Raw genomic sequence first — 17,481 nt, 5'->3', positions numbered from 1 at the left:
TAATTGTACACATGATAAATGTGTACGGAGGTGAAATCCATGAAAAAGAATAACAGTAAACAACCAAATGCAAATCAATTCAAAACCCCTGAGTTTGCATCTGAAACTGATGCTCAACAGGTAAGAGAACAAAACCGTCAATCTCAAAGCGGTCAATCTCAATATGCCTCTGAGTTTGCTTCAGAAACTGATATTCAACAAGTAAAAGGTCAAAACCGTCAAGCTGAGATGAAGAAACAACAAGCTAGCGGTCAAAAAGGAAGTAATTCTTCTAACCAAACTAAATAATTGCATGGATTCACCGAAATCAGCGAGGGCTTTTTGCCCTCGCTGATTTTTTTACTACAGTTTTTTGGAATGGATTGCTATAATAAGAAAATAAGTTTAACTATTTAGCAAATGTTTTCTGCGATGTGCATGCGCAGTAATCTCCCATTTTTTAAAACCGTACATTGGATATAATAACTAAAGACAATTCACAAGGGACAAACCTACTGAACAAAGTTAATATCTGAGGCGGATGTCACAGATTGTGGTGGGAGTTCATCGAGAGCAAAACTCGATGTAAAATCTGGACCAATCACGCCAAGGAGAATTTGATAATATAATCTTGCGTTTGTCGAAAAGGTGGCTAAAACATGGCGATTCCAACAGAAGGAGAAATTATTCAAATTCACAGCTACAAGCATAATGGCCGTATCCACCGTGTCTGGCAGGAAACGATGGTTTTAAAAGGTACCAAAAATATAGTCATTGGTGCAAATGAACGTACACTTGTAATAGAGGCAGACGGTAGAACCTGGATTACAAGAGAACCTTCCATTTGTTACTTTCATGCAGAACATTGGTTCAACATTATTTGTATGCTTCGAGAAGATGGCGTCTATTATTACATCAATATGAGTTCGCCGTTTGTCTATAGTAATCAACGATTAAAGTACATTGATTATGATTTAGATGTAAAGGTTTTTCCAGACATGACCTATACAATTTTAGATGAAGATGAATATGAACAGCATAAAAAGGAAATGAATTATCCAAATGAGATAGATGGGATTCTTGATCGAAATATTGAAAAACTTATTTCATGGATAAAGCAAAGAAGAGGTCCCTTTGCACCTGATTTTATCGAAGCATGGACAAGTCGTTATCAATTTTATAAACAGCTAAATGAGTAGACGGAAAACCTGTTGAATATATGCAACAGGTTTTTCTGATTTTGAGTAAAATGAAATGCTTTTCTAGGGCTTTGAAACTTCCTCCTCGCATTTCTTAAAGAAACTATATAAAATTGTATGCCTAGGGATTCAATATACATAGTGCTTCATGGTCCTTGTAATTTTTAGTATATAATTTTTTTATGCTATGAACAGGTTGATTTCCGCTGCAGGCGGACGCTTTCCAGGGGGCAAGCATCAAGCCGCTTCCGTCGCTACGCTCCGTCCAGGGTCTTGATTTGCTTGCTAATCCCCTAGGAGTCGCCGCCTTCCTCTCCAATCAACAGTGCGATTAAGAAAGACAATATGCTACTTAGAAATAAAAAATAATAAATTTTCATGGTTTATCAATGGGGCAAGAGGAACTAGGGGGAAAAATAGATAGTATTTAAAGATAAAGAAGTGAAGAGCTTCCGAAATTGTATCTTCGGAAGCTTTTAAATGAGTAGGGGAGTATTTTTTCTCTAATTAGCCAAAGCAAACGCATTGTGTCTAAACATATTCCCAGAGGGCGACGGACGAACACCTGCCACAAGATGACCGAAAAAAGTGTGGCTGGAGGTGACGCAGTCACCTCCAGCTACATAATTCCAACGGTAATAGTGTTCTAGATGTTACGTCCAAAGTACTATGGAAACTGTGAGGACAGAATGTACTTAAATGGCTTGGGTTTTTCTAAACTGAAAGGAAGTAATATTATGAGTTCGATGAAACGGTATATGCAATTTGTGAAACCATATAACGTCCAAATATTTATTACAATTGTCATTGGTATTATTAAATTTGCAATACCTTTATTTATTCCAATCCTCATTAAGATCGTCATTGACGATATTATAGGTGCAAAAGGGTTGACTCCAGATGAAAAAATGCATCAATTAGTTTATTGGCTAGGAGGAACTTCCTTAATCTTTTTAATCGTTCGTCCACCAATCGAGTATTATCGACAATACTTGGCACAATTAGTGAGTAATAAAATCCTATATGATATTCGTCAAAAGTTATATATTCATCTTCAAAAGCTAAGTTTAAAATATTATTCAAATACACGTGCTGGTGAGGTTATTTCAAGAGTAATTAATGACGTAGAACAAACTAAAAACTTCGTTATGATTGGTTTAATGAATGTCTGGTTGGATTTAGCGACTATTCTCATTGCCATTGGAATTATGTTAACCATGAATGTGAAGTTAACGATTGTTACTTTACTTGCATTTCCATTTTACGCATTTAGTGTGAAATACTTTTTCGGGAAATTACGTGATTTAACGAGAAAACGTTCGCAAGCTTTAGCTGGAGTCCAAAGTTATTTACATGAGCGAGTACAAGGCATGAGCATTATTAAAACATTTACATTAGAAAAACATGAACAAAAGTTATTTGATAAAGCAAATGGTGAATTTTTAGACAAAGCGGTCGATCAAACAATTTGGAATGCGAAAGCATTTGCTGTCGTAAATACAATAACGGATATTGCACCGCTTCTCGTAATAGCGTTTGCTGGGTATGAAGCGATTAATGGAAGATTGTCGGTAGGAACGATGGCCGCTTTTGTAGCATATATTGAACGATTATATAGTCCACTACGTCGGTTAGTTAATTCATCAACAACGTTAACCCAATCTTTTGCATCGATGGATCGGGTTTTTGAATTGATGGACGAAGGATACGATATAGTTGATAAAAAAGGTGCGTCCACACTTAATTATTCGACTGGTGACGTTACATTTTCTAATGTTTCTTTTCAGTATGAAAAAGATGGAAACACGATATTAAATAATGTTAATTTCCATGTAAATGCCGGTGAAACCGTAGCATTTGTTGGGATGAGTGGTGGTGGGAAATCGACGATAATCAGTCTTATCCCAAGGTTTTTCGATGTAACAAGTGGAAGTGTACAAATTGATGGAAAAGATATACGCGACGTAACGATTGAATCCTTACGAAAACATATCGGAATAGTATTACAAGATAACATATTATTTAGTGATTCGGTTAAAACGAATATATTAATGGGGAATCCAAATGCTTCTGATGAAGAAGTAATTGAAGCGGCAAAAGCTGCTAATGCACATGATTTCATTATGGAATTACCAGAAGGTTATGAAACAAAAGTCGGAGAAAGAGGAGTGAAATTGTCAGGTGGACAAAAGCAACGTGTAGCAATTGCCCGCGTGTTTTTAAAAAATCCAACAATTTTAGTTCTAGATGAAGCAACCTCCGCATTAGATTTAGAGAGTGAATCGTTAATCCAAGACTCATTAGAACGATTGGCAAAAGATCGTACAACAATAATAGTAGCTCACAGGCTTTCAACAATTACCCATGCAGATAATATTTTTGTTATCGAAAATGGAGAAGTTGTTGAAAATGGAAAACATAATGTCTTGATGGAACAAAAAGGTGTATATTTTAACCTCTTTCAAATACAACAATTAGATAAATAAAAATAAAAGCACTCTATAAGTAATCTTATACTTATAGGGTGCTTTTTGGTATAAATATTGATTGAATGGATAACTGATAAAATGTATGAAAATACAGTTAGATTTGGATAATGTCTATGTAGAAAGACGTACAACTTTTTTATAAAGGTATTGCATAAGTCAATATTTTGTGTAGAATATCTATTATAGTACTTCAAAAGATAGAAAGTTTAGACTATTTTGAAATGAGGGAGCGACTTGAGGGAACGTGAAATAATCTTAGAAGTGAAAAATCTTCAAACTTCCTTCTTCACAGACGATGGGGTTATTCCATCCGTAGACTTTGTTGATTTTCATGTTAGAGAAGGAGAAGTTCTAGGAATTGTGGGAGAGTCGGGTTGTGGTAAAAGCGTTACATCTCTTTCTATAATGGGTCTAGTTCCAAGTCCTCCTGGAAAAATTACGAGTGGGCAAATTTTATTTAAAGGAAAAGATTTGACGAAGCTTTCTGAGAAAGAAATGCGAAATGTTCGGGGAAATGAAGTAGCAATGATATTTCAAGAACCTATGACATCTTTAAACCCTTTATTTACAATTGGAAATCAACTCATGGAAGCGATTACATTACATAAAAAAGACTGGAGCAAGAAGCAAGTCAAAGCAAGAGCAGTAGAAATGTTAAAGCTAGTTGGGTTACCTAGAGCAGAAGAGTTAATGAGAGATTATCCACACCAACTTTCTGGTGGGATGAGGCAACGAGTCATGATTGCCATGGCATTAGTATGCGATCCAAAAGTTCTCATTGCAGATGAACCAACGACCGCTCTAGATGTAACTATACAAGCACAGATATTAAAGCTAATGAGAGAATTGAATGAACGTCTAAATACAGCGGTTATACTAATTACACATGATTTAGGTGTTGTCGCAGAAACTTGTGAGCGGGTAGTCGTTATGTATGCAGGGAAAGTTGTAGAAGAGGGATTGGTTGAGACGATTTTCAATAATCCTCAACACCCATATACGAAAGGTTTAATAGCCTCTGTCCCAGACATGCGTCATAAAAAACAACGACTTTATTCAATTCCAGGAAACGTTCCAAAACCAGGTACGGTTAAGAATGGTTGTCGATTTGCAGCACGTTGTGAATTTGTGTTCGGACGTTGTACAGAGGAAAGCCCTTCTTTATATGAAACATCTTCAGGACATAAGACGAGATGTTTCCTATACGATGAGAAGGAGGTAGGAGTAAATGACAAAACCGCTGCTACAAGTTGAAGGATTAAAAAAGTACTTTCCTATTCATTCGGGAATGTTAGGAAAACAATCCGGTTATGTAAAAGCTGTAGATGATGTGTCTTTTTATGTAAATGAAGGAGAGACATTAGGAATTGTGGGAGAGTCCGGTTGCGGCAAATCTACTACTGGACGCATGCTTATGAGATTACTAGAACCGACGGAAGGGAAAGTAACCTTTGACGGAAAAGAAATAACGAATATTTCTAGTTCAGAAATGAGAAAAGCCCGAAGAGAAATTCAAATGGTTTTTCAAGATCCATATGCTTCTTTAAATCCGAGACATACAGTAGAAAAGATATTAATGGAGCCACTCATTGTTCATAATATTGGGAACGCTAAAAGTCGAAAAAAGAAAGTATATGACTTTTTAGAAATTGTGGGGCTTAGCAGTTATCATGCGAAACGATATCCACATCAATTCAGTGGCGGACAGCGTCAGCGTATAGGCATTGCAAGAGCATTAATGACAAATCCAAAGCTGATCATTGCAGATGAACCAGTTTCGGCACTTGATGTATCTATTCAAGCGCAAGTTCTTAATCTTATGCAAGATTTACAGAAAGAACTAAAACTAACGTATATATTTATCGCGCACGATTTAGGGGTAGTTCGACATATAAGTGATCGTGTAGGCGTTATGTATTTAGGTAGAATGGCTGAACTTGCTACAAGTGAGTCTTTGTATGCCGAGCCTCTACATCCATACACAAAAGCATTGCTTTCAGCAGTTCCTGTTCCTGATCCAGAATATAAAAGGGAACAGATTATATTAGAAGGAGATATTCCTAGTCCTTCTAACCCGCCAACAGGTTGTACATTTCATACTAGATGTCCTTTTAAAATGGACGGTTGTACAACCGTTGTACCGAAACTTGAAGAAGTGAAGCCAGGTCATTTTGTTGCATGCCATTTATACAAATAGGCAGCGCAATATTGATAATATAATTTACGGAGGGGTAAATTTGAGAAAAACGAAAATATGGCCATTTTTGCTATTGATGATGTTAGCGATTACTGTAGTACTTGCTGCATGTTCATCTGATAACTCTTCAGATAGCAAAGAAAACACGAGTAAAGATAAGGGTGAATCTACTGCATCAACCGGAAACAAAGTGCTTATTTTTGGCCGTGGGGGAGATTCGGTATCATTAGATCCTATTGCTGTAACTGACGGTGAATCGTACAAAGTAACGCAAAACTTATTCGAAACACTTTTAAACTTTGGGGAACAAGATACTACTATTCACGAAGGCCTAGCAACAAAATGGGAACCTTCTGATGACGGTCTAACTTATACTTTCACACTTCGTGAAGGTGTTAAGTTCCATGATGGAACAGATTTTAATGCTGAAGCTGTAGTGAAAAACTTTGAACGTTGGGCAAATGGCACAGAAGATAAATTCCCGTACTATGCATCTATGTTTGGTGGATTTAAAGGGGACGAAGGTCATGTAATTGCTTCTGTAACTGCAGATGGTAATAACAAGGTTATTTTTAAACTTACACGCGCACAAGCTCCTTTCTTAAAAAATATTGCAATGAGCCCATTTGGTATGGCGAGTCCCACTGCATTTGAAAAAGATGGAGATAAATTTGGAGACAATCCAGTAGGTACTGGTCCATTCAAGTTTGTTGAATGGAAACGTAATGATTCGATTACAATTGAAAAATTCGATGGTTATTGGGAAAAAGGTTTACCAAAGCTTGACAAAATTGTGTTCCGTTCAATTCCAGATAACTCCGCTCGTTTAAATGCGCTACTCAGTAATGAGATTGACTTAGCTGATGGAATAAACCCAGCAGATGGTAAAACAGTGGAAGGAGATTCTAATTTACAATTATTCGAACGTCCATCTATGAACGTAGGATACCTTGGATTAACGAATACTCGTCCTCCATTTGACAATGTTAAAGTACGCCAAGCAATGAACTATGCAATTGACAAACAATCTATCATCGATGCATTCTTCGAAGGGCGTGCAGAAATTGCGAAAAACCCAATGCCACCTTCGATTAGTGGATACAATGATGATATTCCTGGTTATGAATACAACCCTGAAAAAGCAAAACAACTTTTAGCAGAAGCAGGACTTGCTGATGGATTTGAAATGGAACTATGGGCAATGCCAGTTCCAAGACCATATATGCCAGATGGAGCAAAAGTTGCAGAAGTTATTCAAAAGAACTTAGCAGATATTGGTGTGAAAGCAAAAATTGTTTCTTATGAGTGGGCAACTTATTTAGAAAAAGCTCGTAACGGTGAAGCAGATGCATTCATGTTAGGTTGGACTGGTGATAACGGAGATGCTGATAACTTCATCTACGTATTACTTGACGGAGATAATATCGGAAGTAATAACTACGCTTATTATGACAACAAAGACTTACACAAAATCCTAATTGAAGCACAAACAGAAGTAGACGAAAACAAACGTATTGACTTGTATAAGCAAGCCCAAGAAATTATTTTTAAAGATGCACCTTGGGTACCACTTGCTCATTCAACTCCACTACTTGCAGGTAAAGCGGATTTGATAAATTTCTTACCACATCCGACTGGATCTGATAAATTAACGAACGTCGACTTTAAGTAATAAGCTTGAAGGGGAGAGGTCTTCGTGATTTCTCCCTTTTCTCTTTCAAATTAGAAATATGACCTTTTCTATTTACTTTGGCTATCTTACGGTTTCTTTGCAGGAACTTAAAGCTGAAGCAGACACAGGCGCTTGCGATTTTATTTAAAAGAGAGAGGTGAAGACAATGATTCACTATATCGGAAAAAGGCTATTACAATTAATTCCTGTTTTGCTCGGTATGACATTTGTTGTCTTTATGATTATTCGGGCAATACCCGGAAATCCAGCTCAAGTAATATTAGGGCAGTTAGCATCAAAAGAAGCGATAGAAGCCTTAGAGATAAAGCTTGGATTAAACAATCCATGGTATACACAATACTTTGATTATTTAATTGGTCTCTTTAAAGGGGATTTAGGGGAATCGATGCGAACGGTTCAACCTGTTACGAAGGAAGTATGGCCTTATTTAGCAGCTACTTTTGAATTGGCATTCTTTGCAATTATTATTGCTGTAGTTATTGGAGTTAATGCAGGGATTATTTCTGCATGGTTCCAAAATTCTTGGTTTGATTATTTAGCTATGGTAATAGCGTTAATAGGAGTATCCATGCCTATCTTTTGGTTGGGTTTAATGGAGCAATGGTTTTTCGGAATTGAACTTCACTGGTTACCTACTTCGGGAAGAGAAGAAGTGAGGAATCCAGTTTCTGCTATTACAAACTTATATGTGCTTGATACGATATTAAGTGGACGATTTGACCAGTTAGGTCAAGTGTTGAAGCATTTGGTGTTGCCTGGCATTGCTCTTGCAACCATTCCAATGGCTATTATTGCTCGTATGACAAGATCGAGTATGCTTGAAGTAATGCGTGCTGATTATGTTCGTACCGCAAGAGCAAAAGGACAAAAAATGTTTTGGGTTGTTTATAAACATGCATTAAAAAATGCAATTATTCCTGTATTAACAGTTATAGGTCTTCAAATGGGTTTATTACTTGGAGGAGCTATTTTAACAGAAACAATATTTAGTTGGCCAGGTATAGGTAGATATATTTATGAAGCTATACAGTTCCGTGATTATCCTGTCATTCAGTCTGGAATATTAATTGTAGCTTTTATTTTTGTCATGATTAATCTTTTCGTGGATATTTTATATGGTCTTATCGATCCGAGGATTAAATACGACTAAAAGGAGGAAGAGATATGTCTGAAATGGTTCCCAATCCAACAATTAATACTGTTGCCTCGATACCAGAGAAATCGACCGGTCCTTGGCTAGATGCATGGCGGAGCTTTAGCAAAAATAAAGTTGCCCTTGTAGGAGCAGTGATTGTTCTTTTCTTCATATTTTTAGCAATTTGTGGTCCATTATTTACACCACAAGGAATAAACGAACAACTATTAAAAGATCGTCTATTACCGCCTTCTAGTAAGTATTGGTTCGGGACGGATGATTTTGGACGAGATATTTTTTCCCGTGTGATTCATGGTGCAAGGATATCGCTTGGGGTAGGGTTCTTTTCTGTAGTTGGATCAGTTGTAGTAGGTAGTATGTTAGGTATTATTGCTGGTTATTATGGAAAATGGGTTGATATGATAATATCTCGAATTTTTGATATATTACTAGCATTTCCAAGTATTTTATTGGCTATTGCAGTTGTTTCTGTATTAGGACCATCCTTACGAAATGCATTAATCGCAATTGCTATCATTAATATTCCTAACTTTGGTCGACTCATTCGCTCAAAAGTATTGAGTATTAAAGAAGAGGAATACATAACATCCGCAAAAGCAATTGGAATGAGAGATATACGGATTTTGTTTTCTCACATTCTCCCAAACTCCATGGCTCCCGTAATTGTTGCAGGTACGTTAGCTATAGCATCCGCTATTATTGAAGCTGCTGCTTTGGGATTTCTTGGATTAGGCGCGCAAGCACCAGCACCAGAATGGGGGAAAATGCTAGCGGATGCCCGAGTCGTTTTACGTAATGCACCATGGACCATGTTTTTCCCAGGAATTTCGATTATGCTAACCGTGTTAGGATTTAATTTAATGGGTGATGGTCTACGGGATGCACTTGATCCTCGTATGAAAAATTAATTCATTAAAATGTGCCACCTAGATGACTAGTTGACATATTTCAGACTGTAGGCAAACTCGAAAAAAATCGAGTTTGCCTACAGTTTTTTTCTTATTTGAAATAATAGTTGAAAGTCGTTTATTGCTGAAACTTATCAATCGTTTAGAACCTATCAATATTTACAATAACTTCTTCAACTCAGATAAAAATAAAATAAACATAACGAAAAGCTCTAATTAAACCAGATCCACTAGGGAGTAATCATCATCGATTTTAATAACAAATAAACGCAAGGCTAGTGAGCACAATCAAAAAGGATTAATTGTAAGAATTTTACACTCTTAGACTAAAGGTCATTCTTATATTATTAATAATGACATCAATATTGGCTTTTTTTCATACTATATTCAGGAGGTGTAAAAATGCCAAGAGTAAAATACCGAGATGCAGATGTTGATTTAGTAGCAAGGATGATGAGAGCAGAAGCCGAGGGTGAAGGAAAACAAGGGATGTTATATGTAGGTAATGTAGTTGTTAATCGTGCTGTAGCAGATTGTTTAGACTTTAAAGATGTAAGAACAATTGAAGATGTCATTTTTCAAGTGCAAGGAGGAAATTATTCTTTTGAAGCTGTTCAAAAAGGGAATTTATTTTATCAAAGAGCAAGACCTAATGAAAAAAAATTAGCAAAACAAAGTTTGGATTATTGGAGACAACATCCAGCACGATATGCCCTTTGGTATTTTAATCCCTATGCTCCATGTCCTCCAACATGGTACGGTCAACCTTTTACGGGTCAATTTAAAAATCATTGTTTTTATGAACCAACAGCTGGAACATGTGATAGTGTTTATAACGGGTAAATTTCCTCGATGCAACTTTTGTATTTAATGTATCGGTTATAAGTCGAAAAAAGCTTCAAAACCTACCCGTTGCCTATTTTTCTCACGAAATAAAAAGGGAACTTCCTACTTAGTTGTTGTTCCCTTTTTTATAAACATTTCGTGTAAAATGAGAAAAATAGATAGTATCCATTAATTAAGAAACAAAAAGCATCCGAGATTGTAACTTCGGATGCTTTTTCTACATAGGACAGGATCTTGTCTCTAATTATCCAATTGAATGCTCCGCCCAGTCCATATGGCAAACAGAATCAGAGAAAAATAGGTAGTTGATACCGATAAAGAGGTGAAGAGCTTCCGAAATGGTATCCTCGGAAGCTTTTAAAAGAGTAGGAAAGTATTTATTCTCTAATTATCCAAACTAAACGCATCCTGTCCTTACAAGTTCCAAGAGGGCGACGGACAAACATTTTCCACAAGATGACCGAAAATGAGGAGTTGGAAGTGACGTAGTCACTTCCAACTCCTCAAAATCCATCGATAATAGTGTAGCTAATGTTTCGTCCAAAGCACTCTGGAATTGGTTAAGATCAGATGCACTTAATATGGAGTTTCTTCTATCTGTACAGTTAACTCTGAGTGATGAAAGTTTTGATAGGATGTAATTAGTGTATCTATATGTTCTAATTGTTCTTCATATTTTAAAATAGATGATAATAAGTGAAGTAAATGGTAAGTTGAAAACTCTTCTTCAATTCGAGTCAGTGCTATTTGTTGTACGAAGATATCCATCACTTCTTGCCTCTGTAGAAATGCCTCAGAACCATTCCAATCCATATGTTCTGGTTTTAACTTTCCAATAAATTTCAAATGCAATTGTTCATGGTAGGTTAAAAGTGCATCCAGCCGTTCCTTTACCATCATTCGAAAATGCTCTGGAAGTCGTAATAGTTCATTTTCATGGAGATGAAGTCTTTTTAAAACATCCAAGCTCCTATAGGAAGCCGTGATTAACTCTCGATATACGACTAACTTTCTACCTTTTGTTTGAACTGCTTTTTTTGTGTAACCACGTTCTTCCTTAAAAAATAAATAGATTTGATCAATTCTACTAAGACGATCTACTAGTTGATGGATGGACTGTTTTGTAGAATTATGATCGGATGCCTGTCTAACAGCAATTCGAATCCAACGAATAATTTCATCTTGTGTAAAGTGAATAGAGTTGAATAGTTTTGTTTCAAACTTTGGTGGTAAAAATATTAAATTAACAATAAACGCTGATATAACTCCTACAAGAATGGTAGAAAACCTTATTAAAGCGAATGTAATAAAATCAGCGCTTTGCACTTCCATAATTGCAATAACAGTTACAAGTGCTAAAGAAATTGTTTTTTCGAGTTTGAATTTTAACATAATCATAATTGCAATAATTGCTGCCAATCCAACGGCGATAAAGTGATTGCCAAATACTAAAGCAAAGATCACCGCAATAGCAGCTCCAATTAGATTAGATTGTATTTGCTCTATAACGGTCAAATAGGATCTATAAATAGAAGGCTGAATCGCAAAAATCGCAGCTATTCCTGCAAAAACAGGGCTAGGAAGATGGAGTAAGTCTGCTATAAACAGTGAAAAAACAATTGCTACTCCAGTTTTAAATACTCGAGCTCCTAATTTCATTTAATCCTATCCTTTCCATACCAAGGGCTTCATTTAATTATTACTTTAAATTAGCAAAAGCTCGGTTTACGGCAGTAATTGTTTCTTTAATATCTTCTTCTGTATGAGCGGTAGTAATAAACCATGCTTCATATTTAGAAGGTGCGAGATTAATTCCTTGTTCCAGCATTAGCTTAAAGAACTTACCAAACATTTCTCCGTCTGTAGCTTCCGCTTGCTCATAGTTTACTACTTTTACGTCAGTAAAATAAACAGAAAGTGCACCTTTTATACGATTAATGGTAATTGTTATCTCATTTTTTTCAGCAGCATCTAAAATGCCTGCTTCTAAAATTGCACCAAGTCTATCAAGTTCTTCATAAACGCCTGGTTGCTGCAAGACTTCTAGACAAGCAATACCTGCTTGCATAGACGCAGGGTTTCCTGCCATAGTTCCAGCTTGATAAGCTGGTCCAAGTGGTGCTACTTGTTCCATGATTTCTTTTTTTCCACCATAAGCCCCAATCGGAAGACCTCCGCCAATTATTTTACCAAGGGCAGTTAAGTCTGGTGTTTCATTCAACATGCTTGAAGCAGCACCATAATGGAATCGGAATGCTGTAATAACTTCATCATATATGACTAAAACTCCTTTATCTTTTGCAATCTTATGAACAAGTGGAAGGAATCCTTCATTTGGCTCCACCATACCGAAATTACCTACAATTGGTTCAACTAAAATACAAGAAAGTTCTTCTCCCCATTTTTCCATTGCTTCTTCATAAGCTTTTGGATCATTAAATGGAATTGTGATTACTTCTTCTGCAATAGTTTTAGGAACACCTGCAGAGTCAGGAGTACCAAGTGTAGCAGGACCTGAGCCGGCAGCAACTAACACTAAGTCGGAGTGTCCGTGATAACAACCTGCAAATTTCATTACTTTCGTTCTACCTGTATAGGCTCTGGCTACTCGAATGGTAGTCATAACAGCTTCCGTACCTGAGTTTACAAAACGTACTTTGTCCATAGAAGGGATAGCATCTTTTAACATTTTAGCAAACGTCACTTCATGTTTTGTCGGTGTCCCATAAAGTAACCCTGTTTGAGCAGCTTTTGTAATTGCTTCTGTAATATGTGGATGTGCGTGGCCAGTAATGATCGGACCGTATGCAGCTAAATAATCAATATATTTATTTCCATCGACGTCATAAAAATAAGCACCTTCAGCTCTTTTCATAACAGTTGGAGCTCCTCCGCCAACAGCTTTATATGATCTAGATGGGCTATTAACTCCACCTACTATATGTTCAAGTGCTTCCTCGTGAATTTGATTAGATAATTTTCTTTCCAATTGTAAAACCTCCGCTTAATTTGCTTCGTCTAGACTCCCACGTCAAGCTTATGCGCTTTAGTAGTCGCAGTTTAAAAGATTGTTTATTGGGGAAGACATAGGCACTTGCTCTTTTTGTACTTATCTATTGTAGTCAATTTTAATGAAAAATGCGAAAGAAAATTGAACAAAATGGAAAACTTCGATACGATAGAGTGAGTATAGAGGGAGGAATAACTATATGCAAACACTTGAAGGTATGATTGCACCGAAATTTTCATTGAAAAATGAAGTTGGGGAAATAATCTCGTTAGACAATTTTGCTGGGAAGAAGTATGTTGTACTTTATTTCTACCCTAAAGATTCGACCACTAGTTGCACGACAGAAGCATGTGATTTTAGAGATTCACATGAAGCATTTACTGCATTGAATGCTGTTATTTTAGGTGTAAGTGCAGACGATGAAAAAGCACATACAAAGTTTATAAAAAAATACGGGCTACCATTCTCTTTGTTAATAGATGATACACACGAAGTATCGGAAGCCTACGGTGTATGGCGTTTGAAAAAAATGTTCGGTAAAGAATTTATGGGAATTGAACGATCAACATTTTTAATAGATCCTACAGGCACAGTTATAAAAGAATGGCGTAAAATAAAGGTTGGGGGCCATGTAGAAGAAGCACTAGATACACTAAAAAAATTGTGAAAAATGGAGTATGAAAAATGAAGATATTATTTTCTTTTTTACCTAAACCAGATCAACAAGCAAATTTAATAGCTGGATTTCCAAATGCTGAATTTATCTTTCAAAAGCCTTTTGATGAAGAAATTTTAAAATCCGCAGATATATTTGTCACTTATGGAGAGGATTTGAGTGCATCTCATATTGAATCAGCGCACCAGTTAAAATGGATTATGGTCGCTTCTGCTGGATTAGAAAAAATGCCAATGAAAGAGATAGCTAACCGTAATATTATAGTGACGAATGTAAGAGGAATTCACAAAACACCAATGGCGGAATCCATTCTTGCACATATTTTATCTATTAAAAAGTCTCTTCCAATAATTGCTGAAAATCAAAGAAATGGAGAATGGTCTAAAAAAGTAAATTCTTCCGAATTATTTGGAGCAACTGCATTAATTTTAGGTCCTGGTGCAATTGGTGGTGAAGTAGGGAGAATCCTACAAGCTTTTGGCGTATATACAATTGGATGTAATCGTAGTGGAGATCTAGCAAATCATATGAATGAAATGATTTCATTCTCTCAACTGAAAGAAGTACTTCCAACAGCGGATATTGTGCTTTCAATTCTACCTAGTACCACCGAAACAAGGCATTTATTTACCTATGAGCATTTTCATTGTATGAAGCGAACGGCTATATTTATGAATTTCGGTCGAGGTGATGTGTTGAAAGAAGAAGAACTGCTTCGAGCACTACAAGATAATCGTATTGCTTATGCAGTATTGGATGTATTTGAAAATGAACCTCTTCCAAAAGGGCATCCTTTTTGGGAGATGAATAATGTGATAGTCTCTCCACATGTTTCTAGCCACTCTTCCCAGTATGTAGTTCGAGCATTGGAGATATTTACAAAAAATTTGACGATGTGGATAAATGAAAATAATCAGATGGAGAACTTAATTGATTTGGAAAAGGGATACTAAGAGCGGTTCTTTTTCCCTTTTGCTTTAAAAGTTTGACAGTCTATGCTTTTCTTCATTATACTTATTATAACGATTATAAACTAATAATAAATATGAAGAGAGGTGCATTGCGATGACGGAGGTACATTTAAAAGATGCTTTAGATACATTAAAATCAACTGGTGTACGAATAACACCTCAGCGCCATGCGATATTGGAATTTATTATTCAATCCATGTCACATCCCACTGCGGACGATATATATAAAGCACTTGAAAGTAAGTTTCCGAGTATGAGTGTTGCAACTGTATATAATAACTTACGTGTTTTTAGAGAAGCTGGACTAGTGAAAGAGCTAACATACGGTGACTCTTCTAGTAGATTTGATTTTGCCACAAACGATCACTATCATATGATTTGTAATTCTTGCGGAAAAATTGTTGATTTCCATTATCCAGGTTTAGATGAAGTAGAGCATTTAGCTTCCCACTTAACTGGTTTCGAAGTTAGTTCTCATAGAATGGAAATATACGGTGTGTGTCCGACTTGTAAAGAGCAGGCAACAACTGTTCAATAAGAAAACCGAGCGTAGTCAATGCGCTCGGTTTTTGTATTTATTCAGGGAACTAATAGAATATTATCTTTAATAAAAAACACACCTTGCTAAAAAGCAAGATGTGTACATTATCTCTTTCTATTTAAAGATTGATCGAATTCTTGTCCTTCAAGTGTTGGATCAAGCGTTAATGGTTCTTTGCAGTACATGCACATATCTACTCTACCTAATACTTTTGTATGCTTCCCACAGTTTGGGCAAACAACTTGAACAGCTTTAGTAGATAGTAAACCAATCCAACCATAAACAGCAGTACTTGCTATAATAGATACTACTCCGAGTATCATGAAGATAGCAACAAGTACTGGATGCTCTTTAAAAATTATTGCACCGTACATAATGATGAATCCGAAGAATACAAGACCAAGTGCAAAAGAACGGATTCGATTTATTTTGTTTTTATATGGTTTCATTTTTCATCCTCCTAATTTCTACATACACTATATCATATTTTTAGTTTAAAATAATAAATTGAACTATTATATAGAAGGAGATATAAAATAGTTGTCGAAAAACTTATAATATGAAATAAAGGAGGCGCCATTTTGGAAACATTATTGAGACCCATTTATCAAGAGAGAGCAAGTGAAGCCAATACATTAGGAATTATTTTTGTAGAAAAACGTGAAGAAGTTAGTCCGATTACAGATACGTTTGATTCCATTTTATTTATATTGACTAAGGACGCCGATCAACCTATTTTCACAAAACATTATACGTTTAACGATAAAAAAGCAGCGATGCATGTGATTACAGAGAAACAGTTAAGAAAATGGTTATTGCTAGGAACGAACCCTAAGTTAGTAGATTGGTTAATTAATGGCCGAGTAGTTTTTGATAGAAATGAGTATATAGAAGATTTAAAGAGAGAGTTAGATGAATTTCCAATTCACGGAAGAAAAGCGAGAATGGGAATTGAATTTGCAAAACTAAGCAGAAGATATTTAGAAGCTAAATTGTTTTTCGAACAGCTAAATTATTTAGATGCATATAATCATATAGTAGAGTCTTTGCATCATTTAGCACGCCTAGCTGTCTTTGAACATGGGATGCATCCTGAAGTTATGGTTTGGAAACAAGTAAAACAATTAGATCCATCTATTTATAAATTATATGATGAGCTTATTTCTAGTGAAGAAACTCTAGAAAAGAGATTAGAACTCTTATTTCTAGCTAGTGAATTTTTAATTCATTCTAGAATTAAAGAAGGATCACAACATATATTAGAAGTACTTGCTTTGAAAGAATTTTGGACAATTCAAGAGATTCACGAGCAAGAAGAACTTAAAAATTACTCAGTAGATCTAGAAGTTTTTATTGAATTTTTAGTAGATAGGGGTTTTATTTTTATAGAAAAACGACCTACTAAAAGCAATGAAATCATGCATAGATACTATAAAGTAAAGTAATTTACTAAAGCTTAAAAAAACGGACAATAAATTTGTTCGTTTTTTTTGTTGACAATATTATAGAATCCATTGTATTATAATAAGCGTCGTCAAAAACGTTACAAAAATATTGACGAAAAAGTTTTTTGAAAAACTTCTTGACTCATCAGTTGAAAGATGATAAATTAGAGAAGTCGCAAAAAACGACATAACAAAATGAACATTGAAAACTGAACATGCAAAACGTTAAGACATATAGCTTGAAAGACTAACTTGGTTAGTTTGATAGCAAAACAATTTGACATCATTTAATGATGATGCCAGCAAAACAAAATGAGCTTTTTAAGTTCTCTATTATGGAGAGTTTGATCCTGGCTCAGGACGAACGCTGG

The 17,481-nt window shown here is 35.7% G+C and carries 16 protein-coding genes; 13 read left to right on the top strand and 3 right to left on the bottom strand.

The genetic code is table 11. From position 1 onward, the window contains the following. The first annotated feature begins 18 nt into the window (after positions 1 to 18). The 9 genes from ACFVR1_RS14195 (at position 19) to ACFVR1_RS14155 (ending at position 10,464) form a co-directional block, all read left to right on the top strand. A complete protein-coding gene (locus ACFVR1_RS14195) occupies positions 19 to 288 on the top strand; it encodes a gamma-type small acid-soluble spore protein (RefSeq protein WP_387584932.1) in 270 nt (89 codons plus the stop codon). Positions 289 to 638: 350 nt separating this feature from the next. Beyond that, complete coding sequence (ntdP, locus tag ACFVR1_RS14190) at positions 639 to 1,178, top strand: nucleoside tri-diphosphate phosphatase (RefSeq protein WP_387584931.1); 540 nt, start codon at positions 639 to 641, stop codon at positions 1,176 to 1,178. A gap of 737 nt (positions 1,179 to 1,915) precedes the next feature. Next, positions 1,916 to 3,664, top strand: coding sequence for an ABC transporter ATP-binding protein (locus ACFVR1_RS14185; RefSeq protein WP_387584929.1), 1,749 nt, complete (start codon positions 1,916 to 1,918; stop codon positions 3,662 to 3,664). A 237-nt stretch (positions 3,665 to 3,901) separates the two neighbouring features. Next, positions 3,902 to 4,921 carry an ABC transporter ATP-binding protein gene (locus ACFVR1_RS14180; RefSeq protein ID WP_387584928.1) on the top strand — a complete coding sequence of 340 codons (1,020 nt, stop codon included), beginning with the start codon at positions 3,902 to 3,904 and terminating at the stop codon, positions 4,919 to 4,921. Then, a complete protein-coding gene (locus tag ACFVR1_RS14175; protein ID WP_387584927.1) occupies positions 4,896 to 5,864 on the top strand; it encodes an ABC transporter ATP-binding protein in 969 nt (322 codons plus the stop codon). Before ACFVR1_RS14180 ends, ACFVR1_RS14175 begins: the two co-directional genes overlap by 26 nt. A gap of 40 nt (positions 5,865 to 5,904) precedes the next feature. Beyond that, complete coding sequence (locus tag ACFVR1_RS14170) at positions 5,905 to 7,536, top strand: ABC transporter substrate-binding protein (protein ID WP_387584926.1); 1,632 nt, start codon at positions 5,905 to 5,907, stop codon at positions 7,534 to 7,536. A gap of 166 nt (positions 7,537 to 7,702) precedes the next feature. Continuing rightward, entirely contained in the window at positions 7,703 to 8,707 is a 1,005-nt protein-coding gene (locus ACFVR1_RS14165) for an ABC transporter permease (RefSeq protein WP_387584925.1), read from the top strand. A gap of 14 nt (positions 8,708 to 8,721) precedes the next feature. Beyond that, positions 8,722 to 9,621 (top strand): ABC transporter permease, encoded by a 900-nt coding sequence (locus tag ACFVR1_RS14160; RefSeq protein ID WP_387584924.1) that lies wholly within the window; start codon positions 8,722 to 8,724, stop codon positions 9,619 to 9,621. A gap of 402 nt (positions 9,622 to 10,023) precedes the next feature. After that, positions 10,024 to 10,464 (top strand): cell wall hydrolase, encoded by a 441-nt coding sequence (locus ACFVR1_RS14155; protein WP_387584922.1) that lies wholly within the window; start codon positions 10,024 to 10,026, stop codon positions 10,462 to 10,464. A gap of 579 nt (positions 10,465 to 11,043) precedes the next feature. Here the strand turns inward: ACFVR1_RS14155 and ACFVR1_RS14150 are convergent. Beyond that, the gene (locus ACFVR1_RS14150) at positions 11,044 to 12,126 is read right to left on the bottom strand and encodes an FUSC family protein (protein WP_387584920.1); all 1,083 of its coding nucleotides are present in this window, start codon (positions 12,124 to 12,126) and stop codon (positions 11,044 to 11,046) included. A 40-nt stretch (positions 12,127 to 12,166) separates the two neighbouring features. Then, positions 12,167 to 13,456, bottom strand: coding sequence for a glutamate-1-semialdehyde 2,1-aminomutase (locus ACFVR1_RS14145; RefSeq protein WP_387584918.1), 1,290 nt, complete (start codon positions 13,454 to 13,456; stop codon positions 12,167 to 12,169). A 220-nt stretch (positions 13,457 to 13,676) separates the two neighbouring features. Here ACFVR1_RS14145 and bcp point away from each other — a divergent pair, with 220 nt between their 5' ends. From bcp to perR, 3 genes are all read left to right on the top strand, one after another. Beyond that, a complete protein-coding gene (gene bcp / locus ACFVR1_RS14140) occupies positions 13,677 to 14,144 on the top strand; it encodes a thioredoxin-dependent thiol peroxidase (RefSeq protein WP_387584917.1) in 468 nt (155 codons plus the stop codon). Between the two features lie 17 nt (positions 14,145 to 14,161). Then, complete coding sequence (locus ACFVR1_RS14135) at positions 14,162 to 15,106, top strand: D-2-hydroxyacid dehydrogenase (RefSeq protein ID WP_387584916.1); 945 nt, start codon at positions 14,162 to 14,164, stop codon at positions 15,104 to 15,106. Between the two features lie 112 nt (positions 15,107 to 15,218). After that, positions 15,219 to 15,662, top strand: coding sequence for a peroxide-responsive transcriptional repressor PerR (perR, locus tag ACFVR1_RS14130; RefSeq protein ID WP_387584914.1), 444 nt, complete (start codon positions 15,219 to 15,221; stop codon positions 15,660 to 15,662). Between the two features lie 107 nt (positions 15,663 to 15,769). Here the strand turns inward: perR and ACFVR1_RS14125 are convergent, their stop codons facing one another. Continuing rightward, positions 15,770 to 16,114, bottom strand: coding sequence for a YgzB family protein (locus ACFVR1_RS14125; protein ID WP_151701051.1), 345 nt, complete (start codon positions 16,112 to 16,114; stop codon positions 15,770 to 15,772). A gap of 132 nt (positions 16,115 to 16,246) precedes the next feature. Here ACFVR1_RS14125 and ACFVR1_RS14120 point away from each other — a divergent pair, with 132 nt between their 5' ends. After that, complete coding sequence (locus tag ACFVR1_RS14120) at positions 16,247 to 17,110, top strand: nucleotidyltransferase-like protein (protein WP_387584913.1); 864 nt, start codon at positions 16,247 to 16,249, stop codon at positions 17,108 to 17,110. Positions 17,111 to 17,481 lie beyond the last annotated feature (371 nt).

The sequence above is a fragment of the Psychrobacillus sp. NPDC058041 genome (assembly GCF_042885655.1).
Classification (GTDB): domain Bacteria; phylum Bacillota; class Bacilli; order Bacillales_A; family Planococcaceae; genus Psychrobacillus.
The sequence above is the reverse complement of the archived record's forward strand: the minus strand, read 5'-3'. Positions and strand labels throughout refer to the sequence as shown.

Bases quoted from the DNA above. Each gene is read 5' to 3' on its own strand.
- ACFVR1_RS14150 (WP_387584920.1), bottom strand. From the start codon at position 12,126: ATGAAATTAGGAGCTCGAGTATTTAAAACTGGAGTAGCAATTGTTTTT.
- bcp (WP_387584917.1), top strand. From the start codon at position 13,677: ATGCAAACACTTGAAGGTATGATTGCACCGAAATTTTCATTGAAAAAT.
- ntdP (WP_387584931.1), top strand. From the start codon at position 639: ATGGCGATTCCAACAGAAGGAGAAATTATTCAAATTCACAGCTACAAG.
- ACFVR1_RS14195 (WP_387584932.1), top strand. From the start codon at position 19: ATGTGTACGGAGGTGAAATCCATGAAAAAGAATAACAGTAAACAACCA.
- ACFVR1_RS14175 (WP_387584927.1), top strand. From the start codon at position 4,896: ATGACAAAACCGCTGCTACAAGTTGAAGGATTAAAAAAGTACTTTCCT.
- perR (WP_387584914.1), top strand. From the start codon at position 15,219: ATGACGGAGGTACATTTAAAAGATGCTTTAGATACATTAAAATCAACT.
- ACFVR1_RS14160 (WP_387584924.1), top strand. From the start codon at position 8,722: ATGTCTGAAATGGTTCCCAATCCAACAATTAATACTGTTGCCTCGATA.
- ACFVR1_RS14125 (WP_151701051.1), bottom strand. From the start codon at position 16,114: ATGAAACCATATAAAAACAAAATAAATCGAATCCGTTCTTTTGCACTT.
- ACFVR1_RS14155 (WP_387584922.1), top strand. From the start codon at position 10,024: ATGCCAAGAGTAAAATACCGAGATGCAGATGTTGATTTAGTAGCAAGG.
- ACFVR1_RS14185 (WP_387584929.1), top strand. From the start codon at position 1,916: ATGAGTTCGATGAAACGGTATATGCAATTTGTGAAACCATATAACGTC.
- ACFVR1_RS14165 (WP_387584925.1), top strand. From the start codon at position 7,703: ATGATTCACTATATCGGAAAAAGGCTATTACAATTAATTCCTGTTTTG.
- ACFVR1_RS14135 (WP_387584916.1), top strand. From the start codon at position 14,162: ATGAAGATATTATTTTCTTTTTTACCTAAACCAGATCAACAAGCAAAT.